Raw genomic sequence first — 17,744 nt, forward strand, 5'->3', positions numbered from 1 at the left:
GGCCCCGACCGCCCCGAACGCCGCCACAATGGTGCGCACCGCCGCGCGGCGGCCGAGCGAGGGAACGGGCATGGAGTTCGTGGTGTTGGGGCCGATGGCCATCCGGCGGGACGGTCGGGCGCTGCCCGTCACCGGCCGGCTGCGGCGGGCGCTCCTCGGAATGCTGCTGGAGCGCGCCAACCAGGCGGTGTCCCCCGAGGCGTTGGCCGAGGTGCTGTGGGAGGACCCGGCCGACGAGCGCGTGGGCGCGCGGCTGCACCTCCAGGTCCATCGACTGCGCACGCTGCTCGGCGATCCCGAGCGCCTCACCCACGGCCCCGAGGGCTACCGACTCCGGGTGCTGCCGGGCGAGTTGGACGCCGAACGGTTCGACGCCGAGGTCACCGAGGGGCTCGCGCTGGTCGCCGAGGACCCGCGGCGCGCGCTGGCGCTGCTGCGCGGCGCGCTCGCGCGCTGGGACGGCGACACGTCCGCCGTCCCGTTCGCCGACCTGGACGTTCCGCCGCTGAGCGGCTGGGCCCAGCGGCTCGCCGAACGCCGGCTGGCCGCCCAGGAGGCGTGCTGCGAGGCCCAGTTGACCGCCGGGGTCGGAGGCAGGGCCGGGGCCGGCGCGGGGATCGGCGCGGGGGCGTCGGCCGTCGCCGAGCTGGCCGCGCTGGTGCGCCAACACCCGCTGCGGGAACGGCTGCACGAGCTGCTGATGATCGCGCTGCACCGCGAGGGCCGCACCGGCGAGGCGCTGGCCGCCTACCGGACGGCCCGCCGCCACCTGGTGACCGAGCTGGGTCTCGAACCCGGCGCCGGACTGCGGGAGTTGGAACGCCGCATCCTGGCCGGCGAACCCGTGGAGACCGCCCGACCCGAACCGCAGGGTCCGCGCCCGCCGGTCCAACTCCCCAGCGACATCGGCGGGTTCGTCGGCCGTGAGACCGAACTGGCCTGGCTCGACGAACGGCTGGCCGCCGCCGCCCGGGACGCCGCACAACCCGTGCCGGTCTCGGTCGTGGCCGGCACCGCCGGCGTCGGCAAGACCGCGCTCGTCGTCCACTGGGCGCACCGCGCACGGGGGCACTTCCCGGACGGGCAGCTCTATGTGGACCTGCGCGGCTATGGCCCCGACCAGCCGGTGACGCCCGGGGACGCGTTGGCCGGCTTCCTGCGCGCGCTCGGGCAGGAGGACGCCGCCGTTCCCGACGAACTCGCCGAGCGCGCCGCCCTGTTCCGCAGCCTGCTCGACGGCCGCCGGGTGCTGGTGGTGCTCGACAACGCGCGCGGCACCGAGCAGGTCCGCCCGCTGCTGCCCGGCGGGCCGGGCAGCCTGGCGCTGGTGACCAGCCGCGACGCGCTGGGCGGCCTCGTCGCCCGGGAGGGCGCCGGGCGCCTGCCGCTCGACCGGCTGCCCCGCGCCGACGCCCACCGGCTGCTCGCCGAGCTGCTCGACGCCCCCGCCCGGCTCGCCGCCGAGCCGGCCTCCGCCGACGCCCTCGTCGAACGCTGCGCCCGCCTGCCGCTCGCGCTGCGCATCACCGCCGAGCTGGCCCGTTCCCAACCGGCCCGCTCCCTCGCCGAGTTGGTCGGCGAGCTGGCCGACCGGCGGGAGGCGCTCGACGTGCTCGACCTCGACGACGACCCCTCCACCGCGCTGCGCGCCGTCTTCTCCTGGTCCTACCAGCGGCTGGCACCCGAAGTCGCCGCCGTGTTCCGCCTGTTGGGCCTGCTCCCCGGGCAGGACGCGGACGCCCACGCCATCGCCGCCCTGGCCGGCGCCCCGGTGCGGACGACCCGCCGCGCCCTCGACGTGCTGGTCCGCGCCCACCTGGTCGACCCGGTCGCCGGCGGCCGCCGCTACCAGCCGCACGACCTGCTGCGCGCCTACGCGGCGGAACTCGCCGAGGCCGTCGACCCGCCGGCCGCCCGCCGCGAGGCCCTGGACCGGCTCCTCGACTACTACCTGTTCACGGCGGGCGCCGCGCTGGACGCCATCGTTCCCTTCGAGTCCTACCGGCGGCCCACGCCCCCCGCCTGGCCCGGCGACGCGCCGCCGCTCAACGACCGCGACCACGCGCAACGTTGGCTCGCCGCCGAGCGCGCCAACCTCCTGGAGGCCGCCCGCCACGGCGACGCCCGCTATGTCGTCGCCCTGTCCACCACCCTGTGGCGCTACCTCGACATCGGCGGCTACACCCACGAGTTGGTCGCCTGGTGCTCGGCGGAACTGGCCGCCGCCCGCGAGCTGGACGACCTGCGCGCCGAGGCCGACGCGCGCGGGCACCTCGCCCTCGCCATGGGCCGGCACGGCAGGGACAACGCGGCGGCCGTCGAGCACGCCCGCCGGGGCATCGCCGCCTACGAACGCCTCGGCGACCGTGGAGCCCAGGGCCGGCTGGTCAACTCGCTTGGCATCCTCTACGCGAAGTCCGGCGAACTCGCCGGTGCCAGCGAACAGTTCCGCCGGGTGCTGGAGCTGAACGGCCCTGAGGGGCCCTGGCCGTTGCGCCGCTCGGCGCTGGTGAACCTGAGCAACTGCCTGAGCGCGCTGGGGCGTTGGGAGGAGGCGCTGGGCTGCCTTGAGGAGGCCCTGGCGGTCTGCGAAGCGCACGACGACCGGCCGCACGGCGCCAACATCCTGCTCGGGATGGCCGAGAACCTTCAGGCGCTCGGGCGCGTTGACGCAGCGCGCGACCTTGCGCTGCGCGCCCTCGCGCAGGCCAGGGAGACCGGCTTCCGGGGTGTCGAGTCCGACGTGCTGGGCCTGCTCGGCACGCTCTGCCGGGCGGCCGGCGACCTCGCGGCCGCCATCAGCCACCAGGAGGCGGGGCTGGCGCTGTGCCGGGAGCTGGGCGACTCGCAGTCTCTGGCCCGGCGGCTCAACGAACTCGCCGACAGCCGTGTGGCTGCCGGCGAGCCGGGGGAGGCGCTGCGGCTGCACGAGGAGGCGTTGGCGGTTGCCACCGAGGGTGGCAACCGCCGGGAGGTCGCCGTCTCGCACGCGGCGATCGCCGCCGTGCAGGAGGCGCGGGGGCGGGATGCGGAGGCGCGTTCGCATCGGCTGCGGGCGCTGGGCCTCTTCGAGGCGCTCGGCCTCCCGGAGGCCGAGGAGCTGCGCGCTGCGCTGGCATCGCCGGTGCCGCAGGCGCCGGTGCCGCAGGCGCCGGGGGCGCCTGCGGCGGGGCCGCCGGTGGGTTCGGTCGGCTAGTCCGGTCACGGTCTGTGGTCGACCACTCGCCTGGGCTCACCTGCGCCGTTGTCGTGTGCGGCCCGTCCCTCATGCTTCGCGCAGTTCCCCGCGCCCCTGTGCGCCCACGGACCTGAAGGGGCGCGGGGAACGGTCGCGGTCTGCGGTCGACTATGCACCTGGGTCTATCCGCGCCGTTGTCGTGTGCGGCCCGTCCCTCATGCTTCGCGCAGTTCCCCGCGCCCCTGAGCGCCCGCGCACCTGAAGGGGCGCGAGGAACTGCGCGAGCAACTGGTTACGGTCTGCGGTCGACCATGCACCTGGGTCTATCTGCGCCGTTGTCGTGTGCGGCCCGTCCCTGAGCGCCCACGCGCTTCAAGGGGCGCGGGGAACTGCGCGGGCAACTGGTGACGGTCTGCGGTCGACCACGCACTCGGGCCCACCTGCGCCGTTGTCGTGTGCGGCTCGTCCCTGAGCGCCCACGGACCCGAAGGGGCGCGGGGAACTGCGCGGGCAACTGGTGACGGTCTGCGGTCGACCACGCACCCGAGCCCACCAGCACCGTTGTCGTCTGCGGCCCGGCGCCGCAGGCCGTTGGTTGAGGGTGGCCCCGGCGGGGCACTCGGGGGGCGCCACGGCGGCCCCCGGGCCGCCGCGCCAGCGGGCCGGAGAGGAGAAGCCATCGTGCGCACGGTGAACGAGACGCGCCGGCCCCCGGCCGGCGCGTCCCAGCACGCCCCCCAGGCATTGACCGTCTACCTCAACGATCACCTCGCCGGCGCCACCGCCGGCGTCCGCCTCGCCGAGCGTCTCGCCGGCCACCACGGGGCGGCCCCCGACACCGCCGCCGCACTGACCTCCCTCGCCGCCGAGGTGCGCGACGACCGCGCCCGACTGCGCCGACTGATGGGGGAGTTGGGCGTGCCGGTGCACCGTTCCATGGTGTTCGGCGCCAAGGTCGGCGAGCGGCTGGGCCGCCTCAAGCCCAACGGGCGACTCGTCCGCACCTCCGAGGCACGCGACGTGATCGAGCTGGAGGCGATGCTCCTCGGCGTCCAGGGCAAGGCCGCCCTCTGGCGAGCCCTCGCCGCGCTGCCCGCGATCGCCGAGAACGGCACGGCCGCCGAGCTGCGGATGCTGCTCACCCGCGCCGAACGCCAGACCGGCGTGCTGGAACGCCTCCGCGCGACGGCGGCCACCCGCGCGCTGGCCGAGCCCCAGCCCGACTTCCAGCCCGAGCCCCAGCGCTAGGCAGCCTCCTCCAGCACCATCAGCACATACTCGTCCTCCCCGTCCCGCTCCCTCCCCGCCTCCCGGAAACCGAGCCGAGCCAGCAGCCGCACCGAGCCGACGTTGCCCACGAACGGGTCCGCGTACAGCGGCCGGTGCCGCTCCCGCTCCAGGAAGAGCGCCACCGCCCGCGACCCGACCCCGCGCCCCCAGAACTCCCGGCCCAACCAGTACCCGAGGAAGCGGCGTTCGCCCTCCCACCACGCCACCACGTTCCCCGCCAGCTCGCCGTCCACGGTCACCGCCTGCACGAACACCCCCGGAACGCCCAGCACCCGGGTCCGCCAGTGCCGCAGGAACGCCTCCCGTTCCCGGGGCGGGAACCGCGAGCGCCGCACCGCCTCGGGATCGTGCTCCTGCGCCAGGAACTCCTCAAGATCCTCGTCCACGACGTCCCGCAGTCGGATGTCTTCCCTGCTCACTGCCGGTTCCTCGGTCATGCCACCGGAGTCTGCCACCCACCACTGACAGTCGCCGGGCACCCGACCGCCGGACGCCCCCAACCGCCCCCGCACGAGCGGTTGTTCGACAGGCGACCGATGGGGGAATGGTCCTGCCGTGGACCCCGGGGAAAGGGAGCGGCGCCGGCCGGACGCGCACCACCGGAGCGCCGACCGCCAGGTGGTGTACAACACGGTCGTCGACAGCCACGTCGGCCAGGTGATCCAGGTCGGGTCGGTCGACACCCTCAACTACCGCCTCACGCTGCGCGTGCCCTGGCCGGTGCTGGCGGCCCTCGTCGGCGGCGCGCTGCTGGCCCTGGAGTTCAGCGGCGCGGCGCCCGAGCGATGGGGCCGTTCCGCCTGGCCGACGCTGCTCGGCGGGGTGCTGCTGACGGTCGGGGCCGGCGGCCTGGTCCTCGACCGGCGGCGGAGGCGGCGCGCGGCGCGGACGCCGCACGTGCCCGACGCGGTGCTCGACCGGGCCGGTGACCGGCTGGCCGGCGCGCTGCGGCGGGAGTACGACCGCGAGGACCGGATCGCGCGCCTCCACGACCCGGCGCCGCTGCCCGTGCGATGGACCGCGACGGACCGACTCGTCGTCGACCACTGGGACAACATCCGTTCCGCGCCCCCACACCACCCCGACGCACCCCCACACCACCCCGGCGCCCCGGCCGGGCCAGCCGACGTCGCCGGCAGCTTCGCCGACATCGCCCGCCTCTTCCGGACGCTGCCCGCCCAGCGGCTCGTGGTGCTCGGCGGCCCGGGCGCGGGCAAGTCGGCGCTGGCGCTGCGGCTGGCCCGCGAACTCCTCGCGACACGCGGCGCGCGGAACGGCGAACCTGTGCCCGTGATCCTGCCGTTGGCCTCCTGGCGGCCCGGCGTCGAGGGGCTGTGGCAGTGGGCCGCCCGGCGGCTGGCCGCCGACCACCTCGGCGCGTTGGGCCAAAGCGCGGCCGCCCGGGACGTGGCCGCCGAACTCATCGCCACCGGACGGGTGTTGCCGCTGCTCGACGGCTTCGACGAGCTGCCGGCCGCCAGCCGGGTCGGCGCGCTGCGCGAGCTGCGCCGCAGCATCGTCGGCCCGGCCCGGTTCGTGCTGACCAGCCGCAGCGGCCAGTACGCCGACGCCGTCGAACGCGCCGACGTGGTGTTGCCCGCCGCCGTGGTCGTCGAGTTACGGCCCCTCGCCCTCGACGAGATCGCCGGCTATCTGCCGCGCACCAGCCGCGCCCTGGGCCCGAGCGGCCCCGGCGGCCCGAGCGGCCCCGGCGGCGGGGACGGCCGCGACGGCGCGGGAACGGGCCGGGCCGCCACCAAGTGGGACCCGGTGCTGGAACGGCTGCGCGCCCCCTCGCCGCAGGACCGGCGCGCGGCGGCGCCGCTGCGCGAGGCGTTGAGCACCCCGCTGATGGTGGCGCTGGCCCGCCGCGCCTACAGCGACACCAGCGCCGACCCCGGGGAGTTGCTGGACCCGGGCCGGTTCACCTCACGGGAGGCCGTCGAACGCCACCTGTTCCGGGCCTTTGTCGCGGCGGTCTACGACGGTCCCGGCGGCGGGCGCGAACGCGACGCCCGCCGCTGGCTCGGCCACCTCGCGCGCTGGCTCCAGGACCGGGACGCCCAGGACATCGAGTGGTGGCACCTGGACCGGGCGGTGCCGCGAACGGCGTTGCTCTGGACGCTCGTTCCGCTGCTGGGCCTGGTGACGCTGAGCGGCTGGCTGGCCGGGTTCGGGCTGCCGAGGTGGCACGACACGCTCGACCTGCCGGTGTGGGCCGGCGTGGCGCTGGTCGGCGCGGTCGTTCTCGTGACCCACCCGGCGGCGCTGAAGGAGGAACGGCTGCGCACGCCCCGGCGGATCTGGCCGCCGAGTGGCCGCGCGGCGCGGGGCTGGCTGCGTTCCCGGCCGGGCCGGGGCACGCTGGCGGTGGCCCTGCTCGGTCTCCTCGTCGGGGCGTTGACCGCCCTCGGGGACGGCACGGCCGGGGCGTGGATCACGGGGCTGACGGTGGTCGGCGTCGGCGGGTTCCTGGCGGTGCGCGGGCTGGACTGGATGCGCCGGCCGGCCGACCTCGCCACCGGCGCCGAGCCGGCCGAGCTGCTGCGCGACGACCGGCGCTCGGCGCTGTTTCTCGGCTGGCTCGACATGTTCCACGAACAGCCCGACGACCGGCTGCGGTTAGTGCTGCTCGGCCCGTTCCTGATGCTGGGGTTCTGGTGGTCGAACGGAGGGCGGGACGCCTTCTCGCCCACGCTGGCGCTCCTCACGTTCGGCCTGCCGCTGCTGGCCGGGTACGGGTACGGGCTGGCCATGTCGTCCTGGGGCCGCTACTCGGCCGCCCTGCTCTGGCTGGCCGCCACCGGCAGGCTCCCGCTGCGGCTGATGCCGTTCCTCCAGGAGGCCCACCGCATCGGGGTGTTGCGGCAGACTGGCGGCGTCTACCGCTTCCGCCACCTGGAACTGCAACGCGAACTGGCGCGCGGGGCGGACGGGCCCCGGGCCCCTTCGCCGCCGGTTCGTCGGCGGGGGCCCGGCGCGGTGCGGCGGGGAGCGGCGGCGACGCTGGTGGGCGCGGTGGGCACGGCGGTCGGCATCGCGACGGGCATCGCCGTGGGCTTCGTCTACCTCTCGGCGGGGTTTAGCCCACCGGTGCCGGCCCCGCACCGCCACCTCGCCGCCCCCTGCGACCTGGTGGACCCGGCCGACGCGGCGCGCCTGATGGCCGATCCCGCCGGCCTGCCCTGGCAGCCGGTGCCCGCGCCCGAGGACCGCCTCTACGGCGAGCTGGCCGGCTGCACCGTCAGCGAGCAGCACCCGTATGAGCCGGCCGTCAGCGTGCGCGTGGGGACCGCCGCCTACTCGCGCTACGGAAGCGGGGACAGCGCGACCGCGACGGCGGCGGATCGGTTCGCCGCCCTGACGGACGGCGACGACTACCGCCGCGTCGGCGGGCTCGGCGACGAGGCAGCCCAGACGAGCGAGGGCGACTTCCCGAACACGCCGCTGGGCGAGGCGCTCGCCCAGGACCCGCCGTGGTTCGGCACCTCGTCGAACCCGCTGGTCGGCGAGGCGGGCAGCGGCACGCACCTCGTCGTCCGGGTCGACAACGTGCTGGTGCACCTGTGGTTCCGGGAGGTGCACGCCGACCAGGAGCGGGTCGACGAGGTCGGGCAGATCCTCACGCGCACGGCGCTGCGCCGGGCCGGCCTCGACGCCGGGGGGAACGACGCGGCGGGCGGGGGCGCGCCGCCCGCGAGCCGGCGCGCGCTGGCGGATGTGCCGGAGGCCGGGACGCCGGAGGAGACCTGGGCCTCGGTGCACCGGCGCTCGGAGCCGCGCACGCTGTACGGCGCGACCTGGGAGGACGGGGAGCCGTCGTTCCTCTGGGCGCACGGCGCCCCGGCCTATCCGCTGTTCTTCCGAGGCCCCGGCAACCTCGGCTGCGCCGTACCGGACGAGGAGGACGACGGCGTGCGAGTGGTCGACAACGAGGACGTGTTCAGCTGCTCCACCGCGCACCGGCCGGGCGCCGCGCCCGAACTCCGCCTGGACTTCCGGCTCTACCGCTGCGAGGGCGCCTGCGACGAGCGGCAGATCGCAGCGTTCGAGGAGCGCGTGAACGACGCCGACGCTGCCCCCTGGCAGCGCGAGGACCGGTGGACGCGCTGGTCGACGGTGGCGGGCGACGCCGAGACGCCCTACCGGATGACCCTCCAGCACCAGTTCTCCCACCTGGACCGGTACGTCTATCTGCTGTGGGCGCGCGCCGAAACCCCGGCGGAGGACGCCGCGTTGGCGCAGAAGGTCGTCAACGACCTGTACAGCCATCTCAGTTGAACGGCGCGGTCAGCCCGCCCGTTCGGCCAGCAGCCGGGCGCGGACCGCCGCGAGGCGGGTCTCGCCGAGGCCGGCGGCGCGCAACACCGCCTCGATGTCGAGGGTGTTCAGCAACGAGAGGATCTCGGCCTCGGCCGAGGTGGCGCGGCGCGCGAGGAGTTCCCTGATCAGTGGGCCCTGGTCGCGCCAGCCGAGCGCCGCGAACGCCGGCCGCAGCCGCTCCTCGCTCAGCTCGTAGTCGGCGACGATGGCCGCCGTCTCGACCCCGGCCAGCGCGAGCAGCAGCAGCGAGATCAGGCCGGTCCGGTCGCGCCCGGAGGCGCAGTGGACCAGGACCCCGCCGGGCCCGGCGTCGGCGATCGCCTCGATCGCGGCCACGCAACGGTCCGCCTTGCGCCGCAGAAACGGGCCGTAGTAGAGCGGCGTGCCCGAGGAGAGCCGGTGGTCGGCGCAGTACTGCCAGAACGCGGTGTCGCCCCGGTCGTCCAGCGGCACCCGCACCACCGTGACCCAGTCCGGCGCCGCGCGTTCGGCCGGGATCTCCTCCGGCTCGCGCAGGTCGAGCACCGTGCGCACCCCGTGCGCCCACAGCCCGGCCCAGCCGGCCGCCGTCAGGTCGTCGGGCGCGTCGGAGCGCACCACCGCGCCCCAGCGGGTCGTCGAACCGTCCGTCGTGGGCAGTCCGCCCAGGTCGCGGGCGTTGAACGCGCCCTCCCACGCGAGATGTCGTGTCGCGGCCATCCCCGCCCCCTCGTGTCCGCCCGCCGGCCCTCCGCCGTTGGACCGCCCGACCGTTGGCCCGCCCGACCGTTGGCCCGTGTGCCGTTGACCCGTCCGGCCGTTCCCTCCATCGAACCAGAGCCGGAACGACGCCGGGAGTGGCCGCCGGCAAGCCGCGTGCGGCGAGCCCGCCCCGGGAGGCCCGGCCCGGCACCAGAGGCCGCCGCCCCGGGAGGCCCGGCCAGGCACCAGAGGCCGCCGCGCCGGGAGGCCCGGCCCGGTGGGGCTCAGCCGCGCAGCGCCAGCACCGCCAACGCCGCCGTCGCGGCCGCCGCCGCGCCCGTGGTGAGCAGCGGCAGCCGGGCGATCAGCCGGTCGTCCCACTCCTCGCCCGCGCCGGAGGCGAACCGCAGCGTCGGGGTCGCCGCCCGGCCCAGCGCGAAGCCGAGCCCCGCCGCCAGCGCCACGCCCCCGTCGTTGGCCAGCAGCACCCCGGCCGCCAGCGCGTAGGGCAGGCTCGCCGACACATAGGTGCGCACCCCGGTGCCCATCTCGAAGCCGAACTGGAGGGCGCCGCGCACCAGATCGCGTTGCAGCACGTCCTGCGGCACCTGCCGCGCGTTCTGCGGCAGCCGCAGGCGCACCAGCCCGGCGTCACGTGCCACGGCGAGCGCCGCGAGCGCGACGGTCGCCGCCGCGCGCCAGCCGGCCGGGAGCGGCGCGGCCAGCCCCGAGGCCAGCCACAGCACCGAGGCGGACAGCAGGGCGCCGAGCAGCAGCCCGGTGGAGAAGACCGTCAGCACGGTGGTCTGTCGATGAACGGCCCGCCAACCTGGCGAGGCAAGCGCGTGCGCGCTGTTCCGCGTTCAGACGGAGCCGGAGAGCGCATAGCCGCCCAGGCCGCCGAGGATCGCCCAGGTCAGCAGCGGGGCGTACCAACTGGCCGCCACCGCACCGCAGACGAGCGCCAGCACCGGCACCGCCGGGTCGGTCGACCAGCGCCGCCACGCCGGCCGTGCGCCGAGGTGACGGTCCGTCACGCGGCCCCGACCAGGGTGCGCCAGGTCTGCTGCCCGACGATCCCGTCCACGGTCAACCCGTTGGCCCGCTGGAACGCCCGTGCCGCGTCGGCGGTCAGCGCGCCGAACGCGCCGTCCACCGTCAACGGGTAGCCGTGTTTGGCGAGTTGCCGCTGGGCCGCGCTGACCGCCTCGCCGCTGTCGCCCTGACGCACCGTCACCACGAGGTGCGGCCAGGTTGTCGCGGCGACCTCGCCGGTTGGCGCGAGGTCCATCGACTCCTGAAAGCCCCGTACGGCGGCGGCCGTGTTGGGCCCGTAGATCCCGTCCGGCTCGGTGGCGAACCCGTGGAACGTCACCAGGTGTTGGGCCGCGTACACGTCCGGGCCGCGCGAGCCGTCGCGGACCGTCGGCCAGGCGATGGCGCCCTCGCAGCCGCAGTCCGTCGTCCAGCGGCAGATCGAACGCACCCAGCCCGATCCCGAGTTGAAGTACCCGTCGTGGCACCGCCGTTCGATGCCGCAGCCGCACGCCCCGCACGCGCCGCTGAACGCCCACAGCCAGCCGTCGTAGGAGCCCGAGTAGCACTGGTTGGGCCGCAGCGTCCAGGTCACGCCGTCGTTGCGGTGGAAGCCCTCGTACTCGCCGCTCGTCTCACAGGCGGCGGCGTGCACGGTGCTCGGGCCGCAGCCGGGGGAGCAGTCGTGGGTGGAGGCGTAGGAGGGGCACTCGCCGGTCCAGATGTCGTAGCCGTCGGCGTAGGCCGCGCGGGCCGGGCCGAAGACGCCGAGCGCGGTGAAGCCGACGACCGTCGCCGACTGGAGAACGGTGCGCCGCCGGGGCGCGAGCCGGGGCAGCGAGGCGGTGCTGCGGCGGCGGGTCGGCCGGTCGGCCGCGCCGGCGCGGCGCAGCTGCGGAACCTCGTCCAGGGTGGTCATCGCGCGCTCCTCGGCTGTTCGGAGGGCTGTTCGGAGGGTTCGTCTCGGGGTGCGGCGGCGAGCAGGGCGCCCAACGCGGCCGCGCTGCCGAGCGGTTCGCTGCGCACCACCCGGCCGGTCGGGCCGACGAGCACGGCGAACGGGGTGGCGATCGCGTCATAGGCGGTGAACAGGTCGGGCCGGTGCTCGGCGAAGCGCACCCCGGCGTCGGCCGTCGCGGGCGGGGCCGCGCCGGCGTAGATCGCGCGGACGGCGGGCGGCGCCTCAAGGCGGGCCGCCTCGGCCAGCACCTCCGCGCAGGTGCGGCACTCGGCGCTGAGGAAGAGCAGCAGCGTCTCGGCGCCGTCGGCCAGCAGGTTCTCCTCCCGCAGCGCGTCAGCGCCGGGCGCCGCGCTGCCGGGCGTCACGCCCAACCGGCCCTGCTCGCGCACCACCTGGCCCCGGGAGAGCTGGTGGACCTGCCGCACCAGGCCGGACACCACGAGGGCGAGCAGGGCGATGGCGACCCAGGAGAGGATCAGGGCGCTGGTGGTGAAGTCCACGGTCAGCGGCCTCCGTTCGGGACGGACACGACGGCGAAGGACGGCAACGGGCGCTGCGGAGCGGCTGGTTGGGCCAGCGCGGCGGGCAGCGACCACAGCAGCGGGGCCAGCGAGGCGGCGGCCAGCGCCGCCGTCGCCCACTCGGCCGCGCCCTCGGGCGGCGCTGCGGGCCCGGCGGCCAGCCCGGCGCCCAGGGCCGCGAGGCCGGCGAACGCGGCCGCCCGCCCGACGACCCAGCCGCTCAGCGGCACCTCGGCGCGCGAGCAGCCGCAGGGGCCGCCGCGCCCCGTGGCCAGGGCGCGCCGGGTGTAGCCGGCGTAGCCGGCGAACAGCAGCGCGGCGACGCCCAACGCCCCGGCCAGCGCGGCGCGTTGGCCGGCCAGCAGCGCGCCGCCGAGGGCGAGCGCGAGCAGGCCCTCGGCCGCCGTGACGGCGTGCGCGGCCGGCGCCACGGCGCGCGGCGGCAGCAGCCGGTGGGCGGCGAGCGCCTCGGGGAGCAGGCGGGGGCGGGTCACGTGCCCGGCGCAGCCGGCGAGCAGGGCCAGCAGCGTCACCCCGGTGGCGACGGCGGTAAGCAGCGAGGTCACTCGCGGCTCACCCCACGGCCCGCAGGTCGAGCCCGTCGACCAGCGCCGGAACGCGGTCGGCCGTGGTGTCGGCCAGCGGCACGATGGTCGCCCACACCGCCGAGCCGGAGAGCACGAAGAACGGGCGCCCGTCGGAGAGCGTGTCGCGGAACAGCTCGCCCGAGGGCACCGAAGCGCCCTGCCAGGGCGGGAGTTGGACGGTGTGCTCGCGCGTTGGCCGCCCCATCTCGACCAGGCCGAGGGTCGGCACCTCCTTCACCACCGTGGCCGGCCGCGCCAGCCGGGTGCCGGCGGAGGCGTCGGGGGTGAGGGTGATCCCGTCGTCGTGCTCGGCGATGCCGAGGGTGCGCAGCAGCAGCAACACGTCGGTGAGCGCGGCCCGGTAGAGCCGGGTGACCAGGCTGAACCGCCGGCCCTGCCAGACGACGAGCGTCGGGTTCTCGACCTGCTGGGCCTGCGCGTCGTACTCGCTGGTGGTCGCGGTGCGCAACGTCCCGCCCTGGAAGGCGAGTTCGCTGTCGAAGGCGGTCACGCCCAGCGAGGCGGCCACGGCCTCGGCCAACGCGGCGGGCCCCGCCGTGAGTTCGTACAGCCGGCCGTCGGCGACCACCTCGACCACGGAGGTCGCCGGCCGGCTCAGGTCGAGGTCGGCGGCGAGGCGGTAGGCGATGCCGTCCAACGCGCGGTGTTCGACGGCTGCGGATGGCGCCACGTGGTTCCTCCCGTTGGTCGCTCCGAAGGGGGCGCTGCACGTCCCCGAAGCAGGTGCGCGGAACGGGAAGGGAGTCTACCCGTGTTGAATGACGGTGTACAGACAAGCTCTCGGGCGCGGTCGCCCCGCTCAGCCCCGCACCACCACCGGCGCCGCCCCGCGCGGCAGCACCTCGCCGACCACCGGGTGCCCCGGCACCTCGCCCGCCAGCAGCAGCCCGCCCGAGGTCTGCGCGTCGGCCAGCAACAGCCGTTCCAGCTCCGGTAGTTCACCGAACGCGACCTGTGGTTCCACCCAGGCCAGGTTCCGCCGGGTGCCGCCGCTGACAAAGCCCTCCTCGGCCGCTGCCCGCGCGTCCGCCAGGAACGGCACGGCCGCCGCGTCGATCGCGACCGTCACGTTCGAGGCGCGCGCCAGCTTGTAGGCGTGGCCCAGCAGCCCGAACCCGGTGACATCCGTCCCCGCCCGCACCCCCGCCGCCACGGCCGCCAGCGAGGCGTCCCGGTTCAGCTCCGCCATCACGGCCACCGCCTCAGGGAACACCGTGCCCGTCGCCTTGTGCCGCGCGTTCAACACCCCGCTGCCCAGCGGCTTGGTCAACGTCAACGCCCGCCCCGGCTCCGCCGCGTCCAGCCGCAGCATCCGCCCGGGGTGCACCATGCCCACCACCGACATCCCGTACTTGGGCTCCGGATCGGTCACGCTGTGCCCGCCCGACACCTGACAGCCGGCCGCGTGTGCCACGTCCCGGCCGCCGCGCAGCACCTCGGCCGCCAGCTCCATCGGCAGCGTCTCGCGTGGCCAGGCCAGCAGATTGACGGCGGCCCACGGGGTGCCGCCCATCGCGTAGACGTCGGAGAGCGCGTTGGCGGCCGCGATCCGGCCCCAGTCGTACGGGTCGTCCACCACCGGCGTGAAGAAGTCGGCGGTGGTGACCACCGCCCGCTCCTCGTCCAGCCGCACCACGGCCGCGTCGTCCCCGCCGCCGTCGAGGCCCACCAGCAACTCGGCCGCCGGGTCCTTCGGTTGGCTCGCGTCGCCGGCCAACGTGGCGACCAGCGCGTCGAGTTCACCCGGCGGGATCTTGCAGGCGCAGCCACCGCCGCCGGCGTACTGGGTCAGTCGAACGGTCATCCGCCGGACGCTACCGCCGCGCGGGGGCGGGGCGACAGAGGGCCCAGCCGGGTTCTTCGGGAGGGTTGGTGACGCGGCGGTGTCGGTGGGGGGTTTGAGGGTGTGGCGCGGGCTACGACGCGCGGCCTCCATGGCCCCTCTCGGACGCGGCCGAGCCCCCGATGCCCGCCCGGAGTTCAGCCGCCGAGCAGGAGGCAGCTCACGCTGAGGGCGACGACGCTGCCGCCCAGCCCAGTCAGCCGCACGCCCCACCTGTAGAAGCTTCCCCGGGTTTCCCAGACACCTTCGGCCCCGGCCCACAACTGCCGGGCGTGGCGGGCGTCGGCCGACGCGAGGCAACGGGCCACACCCAGGCGGGCGAGGTGTATGACGCGCACATAGCGGAAGAAGAGCAGGGCCCCCGCGCCCGTGAGGGCGAGTCCGACGACCAGAAGCAATCGGACCGCGAGCGGGAGATCGACGAGCCGATCGAAGGGAAGCTGGGTGAGCACGATCACGATGAAGGAGAGGGAGACCGTCACGAAGAGCATGACGTGACGGAGATCCTCCCCCATGACATCGAGTAGCCCCTGGATGTACTGGACCCGGCGTTCCTCAGGGCCATCCAGGTCCGACAGGTCGTCCGGAAAATCGATGCTCGACACGTTCCCCCCAGTGACGTCCTCGAAGTACTCCCCCTCTGCCGCCCGAAGTACACGGCAGGCATCCCCCCGCCGCCGATCCACGGAGATCCAGGAGAGACCCCAGCGTCTGTCCGGCGGATCCTGCCGGCCTCTCCCTGAGCACAGCCGGTGCCGTGGCACCTGACCGTGCCTTCCGATCAATTGGGTGGATACCCGTTCCGAGCCGTGGGAAGCTCCCCGCGATGACGCGACGAACCGACACGCCTCCCACCTGGGACGAGCGTACGCAGCTGGCCACCTTCCTGGACTACGCCCGTGATACCGCGCGAGCCAAGTGTGAGGGCGTGTCCGCGGAAGATGCTCGCAAGGCCCCACTTCCGAGTTCACCACTGATGACGTTGTGCGGGCTGATCAGTCATCTGCGGTGGGTCGAGTACTACTGGTTCCAGGTGGTGTTCCTGGGGGAGGAGCTCGCGGGGCCGCTCACCGAGGCGACCGACGATGATCCCGATCCTGAGATGCGGGCGGCGGTTGACATCCCGTTGCCCCAGCTTCTCGCCGAGTACGAGGAGCAGAGTGCCCGCTACCGTCGCCTGGTGTCCGACCACGAGCTGAACTCAACTGCCAAGCGTCCCATCAGCGACGGCCGCCACGTCGATCTCCGCTGGGTGATCCTCCACCTCATCGAGGAGACGTCCCGCCACAACGGCCACCTCGACGTCGTGCGTGAACTCGTCGATGGGCGGACCGGCGCCTGAGAGCTGTCGCGCACGTCACGAACGGAGCCAGAGCCGGATCGAGGCGAGGGTGACGGCGCCGTGGAACACACCAAGGCGCGTTGGTCGAACCTGGTGGCCACGGCACGGGAGTTCCCGAGTGCCAGGATGGTCCGTTCGTCCCCGTTCCCGCGCTGGTGGATCGTCTTGTCCAAGCCGGCGGGCCGTCCGCCCTTGCCGCTGCGGCGTTTGCGGTCGGCCCGCTGGTTCTTCGGCTCGGGGATGGTGTGCTTGATCCGCCGTCTGCGCAGGTAACGGCGGTTGCGGTGGGAGGAGTACGCCTTGTCACCGCCGAAGTGAGGTCCGGGGGGCCTCCGCCGCTGAGGCGGTACGGGACCTCCCGCGTGCTCCGGCCGCGTGCTGGGGGGGCACGGCAGGTGGTGGAGTCCACCGACGCCATCGACCAGTCGATGCTGCCCCGGGCGTCCGCGTCGGCCAGGACAGCCGCGAAGAGCCTGTCCCACGTGCCGTCCGCTGACCACCGTCTGTGCCCGCTCATACACGGTCTTCCCCTTCCCGAACCGCGCAGGGAGATCCCGCCACGGCATCCCGGTCCGGTTCCGGTGCAGGCACCCGTTGACGATCCTGCGGCGACTGGCCCAACGACCATCGCGCTGCCCGGCCTTGGGCAGATACGGCTTCAGCCGAGCCCACTCCTCGTCCGTGAGATCTCCACGCCCCATGGCCATGCCAACGGACCGAAGGGTGAGACGTCACATGATCCGCCGGACGGGCCCTAGACTTCTCGCCGGAGGCGGGCGGGTGCCTGGTGGCCCCCACGGTCTTCAACACCGATGCGGTCGGGAACCCCGGCCGGGTGGGTTCGATCCCCATACGCCTCCGCCAGACGCCTGACGCTGCGCTGGCTCTTCGGGGAGGCGGCGTGGAGGCGCTGCGCGCCTCCTCCTCCGCCGCTGGTCCGACGGTGCGGGTGGTGTCTTTTCCGGCCTGCGCCGGGCCGTGTGCCGTACCGGGCCTGGAGCGCCGGCCCCGGGGCAAAGAAGTTGCCCGGTGCCTCGCGGCGGAGCAGGATCTCCGTCGGTGGGCGCCCTCGGGGCGCGCCCGGCATGGGTGGCCAACGGCGCGGAAGGCGGAACATGGAGCCACGGGAACTTCGCCGCGCGGTCGCGGCGGGGCGGGAGGCGGCCGTGGCGCTGGGCCTGCCCGTCGACGACGTCCACGTCGTCCACAACTCGGACCGCGTGGTGCTGCGCCTGCTCCCGTGCGACGCGCTGCTGCGGGTCGCGCCCGCGCAGGGCCTGGCCGAGGCCGAGTTCGAGGTGGCGGTCGCGCGCCGGCTCGCCGAGGCCGGGGCGCCCGTGGCCGAGCTGGACCCGAGGGTCGAGCCCCGGGTCCCGGTGCGGGATGGCTTCGCCGTCTCGTTCTGGACCTACTACGCACCCACCGGTTCGGCCATCGCGCCGGCCGAGTACGCGGACGCGTTCCTACGACACCACGCCGCCCTGCGCGCGATCGACCTTGACGCCGCGCCGCACTTCACCGACCGGATCGCCAGCGCGCTGAACGTGGTCAACGACCGGGACCGGTCGCCCGAACTGGCCGACGTCGACCGGGCGTTCCTGGCCGACACGCTCGGCGGGCTCGGCGCCGCGATCGGCGGCGACCGGGCCCGTGACCAGCTGCTGCACGGCGAGCCGCACCCCGGCAACCTCCTCGACACGGCGAGAGGCCCCCTCTTCGTTGACCTCGCCACCTGCTGCCGTGGGCCGGTCGAGTTCGACCTCGCGCACGCGCCCGAGGAGGTGGCCCCGCACTACCCGGGCGCCGATTCCGGCCTGGTTCATCGGTGTCGAGCCCTGAACTGGGCGCTGTTCTCGGCCTGGCGGTGGCGGCGGGACGACCAGATGCCCGACCGGGATCGGGGGAGAACGGAGGGGCTCCGGCAGGTGCGGGCCGCCCTCGAACGCTGCGGGTGATCCCGGG

15 protein-coding genes, 1 tRNA gene and 1 pseudogene are annotated in these 17,744 nt (G+C 75.2%); 6 read left to right on the plus strand and 11 right to left on the minus strand.

Annotated elements, in window-relative coordinates:
• Positions 1-28 precede the first annotated feature (28 nt).
• Positions 29-3,196: an AfsR/SARP family transcriptional regulator gene (locus tag FH609_RS15060; protein ID WP_139667741.1), complete on the plus strand. Its 3,168-nt coding sequence runs from the start codon at positions 29-31 to the stop codon at positions 3,194-3,196.
• 663 nt (positions 3,197-3,859) lie between these two features.
• A complete protein-coding gene (locus tag FH609_RS15065) occupies positions 3,860-4,426 on the plus strand; it encodes a hypothetical protein (protein WP_139667742.1) in 567 nt (188 codons plus the stop codon).
• On the opposite strand, the gene FH609_RS15070 is transcribed toward FH609_RS15065, so the two are convergent.
• Complete coding sequence (locus tag FH609_RS15070) at positions 4,423-4,905, minus strand: GNAT family N-acetyltransferase (protein WP_139667743.1); 483 nt, start codon at positions 4,903-4,905, stop codon at positions 4,423-4,425. The two genes, FH609_RS15065 and FH609_RS15070, sit on opposite strands and share 4 nt — an antisense overlap.
• Before the next feature lie 118 nt (positions 4,906-5,023).
• On the opposite strand from FH609_RS15070, the gene FH609_RS15075 reads away from it, so the two are divergent.
• Positions 5,024-8,749: a hypothetical protein gene (locus tag FH609_RS15075; RefSeq protein WP_139667744.1), complete on the plus strand. Its 3,726-nt coding sequence runs from the start codon at positions 5,024-5,026 to the stop codon at positions 8,747-8,749.
• Positions 8,750-8,758: 9 nt separating this feature from the next.
• Here the strand turns inward: FH609_RS15075 and FH609_RS15080 are convergent, their stop codons facing one another.
• The 9 genes from FH609_RS15080 to FH609_RS15115 all read right to left on the minus strand — a co-directional run bounded on the left by FH609_RS15080 (position 8,759) and on the right by FH609_RS15115 (position 15,045).
• Positions 8,759-9,490: a tyrosine-protein phosphatase gene (locus tag FH609_RS15080; RefSeq protein ID WP_139667745.1), complete on the minus strand. Its 732-nt coding sequence runs from the start codon at positions 9,488-9,490 to the stop codon at positions 8,759-8,761.
• Between the two features lie 266 nt (positions 9,491-9,756).
• Complete coding sequence (locus FH609_RS15085) at positions 9,757-10,272, minus strand: hypothetical protein (protein WP_139667746.1); 516 nt, start codon at positions 10,270-10,272, stop codon at positions 9,757-9,759.
• 63 nt (positions 10,273-10,335) lie between these two features.
• Positions 10,336-10,509 (minus strand): hypothetical protein, encoded by a 174-nt coding sequence (locus FH609_RS31110; protein ID WP_193317905.1) that lies wholly within the window; start codon positions 10,507-10,509, stop codon positions 10,336-10,338.
• Positions 10,506-11,426: a peptidoglycan-binding domain-containing protein gene (locus FH609_RS15090; RefSeq protein ID WP_139667747.1), complete on the minus strand. Its 921-nt coding sequence runs from the start codon at positions 11,424-11,426 to the stop codon at positions 10,506-10,508. Before FH609_RS15090 ends, FH609_RS31110 begins: the two co-directional genes overlap by 4 nt.
• Positions 11,423-11,968 carry a hypothetical protein gene (locus FH609_RS15095; RefSeq protein WP_139667748.1) on the minus strand — a complete coding sequence of 182 codons (546 nt, stop codon included), beginning with the start codon at positions 11,966-11,968 and terminating at the stop codon, positions 11,423-11,425. Before FH609_RS15095 ends, FH609_RS15090 begins: the two co-directional genes overlap by 4 nt.
• 2 nt (positions 11,969-11,970) lie before the next feature.
• Positions 11,971-12,555, minus strand: a complete 585-nt coding sequence (locus FH609_RS15100) for a MauE/DoxX family redox-associated membrane protein (RefSeq protein WP_139667749.1) — start codon at positions 12,553-12,555, stop codon at positions 11,971-11,973.
• A gap of 7 nt (positions 12,556-12,562) precedes the next feature.
• Positions 12,563-13,267 (minus strand): hypothetical protein, encoded by a 705-nt coding sequence (locus FH609_RS15105; RefSeq protein WP_139667750.1) that lies wholly within the window; start codon positions 13,265-13,267, stop codon positions 12,563-12,565.
• A gap of 129 nt (positions 13,268-13,396) precedes the next feature.
• Positions 13,397-14,401, minus strand: coding sequence for a selenide, water dikinase SelD (selD, locus tag FH609_RS15110; protein ID WP_139667751.1), 1,005 nt, complete (start codon positions 14,399-14,401; stop codon positions 13,397-13,399).
• A 176-nt stretch (positions 14,402-14,577) separates the two neighbouring features.
• Positions 14,578-15,045: a hypothetical protein gene (locus tag FH609_RS15115; protein WP_139667752.1), complete on the minus strand. Its 468-nt coding sequence runs from the start codon at positions 15,043-15,045 to the stop codon at positions 14,578-14,580.
• Positions 15,046-15,266: 221 nt separating this feature from the next.
• On the opposite strand from FH609_RS15115, the gene FH609_RS15120 reads away from it, so the two are divergent.
• On the plus strand, positions 15,267-15,782 hold the full coding sequence (locus FH609_RS15120) for a DinB family protein (RefSeq protein WP_139667753.1): 516 nt from the start codon (positions 15,267-15,269) through the stop codon (positions 15,780-15,782).
• Between the two features lie 15 nt (positions 15,783-15,797).
• On the opposite strand, the pseudogene FH609_RS15125 reads toward FH609_RS15120, so the two are convergent.
• Positions 15,798-16,483, minus strand: a pseudogene (locus FH609_RS15125) (IS5 family transposase).
• Positions 16,484-16,550: 67 nt separating this feature from the next.
• Between FH609_RS15125 and FH609_RS15130 the strand changes: the two are divergent.
• Positions 16,551-16,646, plus strand: a tRNA-Sec gene (locus FH609_RS15130).
• 251 nt (positions 16,647-16,897) lie between these two features.
• Positions 16,898-17,737, plus strand: a complete 840-nt coding sequence (locus tag FH609_RS15135; RefSeq protein WP_139667754.1) for a phosphotransferase — start codon at positions 16,898-16,900, stop codon at positions 17,735-17,737.
• The last annotated feature ends 7 nt before the right edge of the window (positions 17,738-17,744 follow it).

Source organism: Streptomyces sp. 3MP-14, assembly GCF_006334905.2.
GTDB classification, from domain to species: domain Bacteria; phylum Actinomycetota; class Actinomycetes; order Streptomycetales; family Streptomycetaceae; genus Streptomyces; species Streptomyces triticirhizae.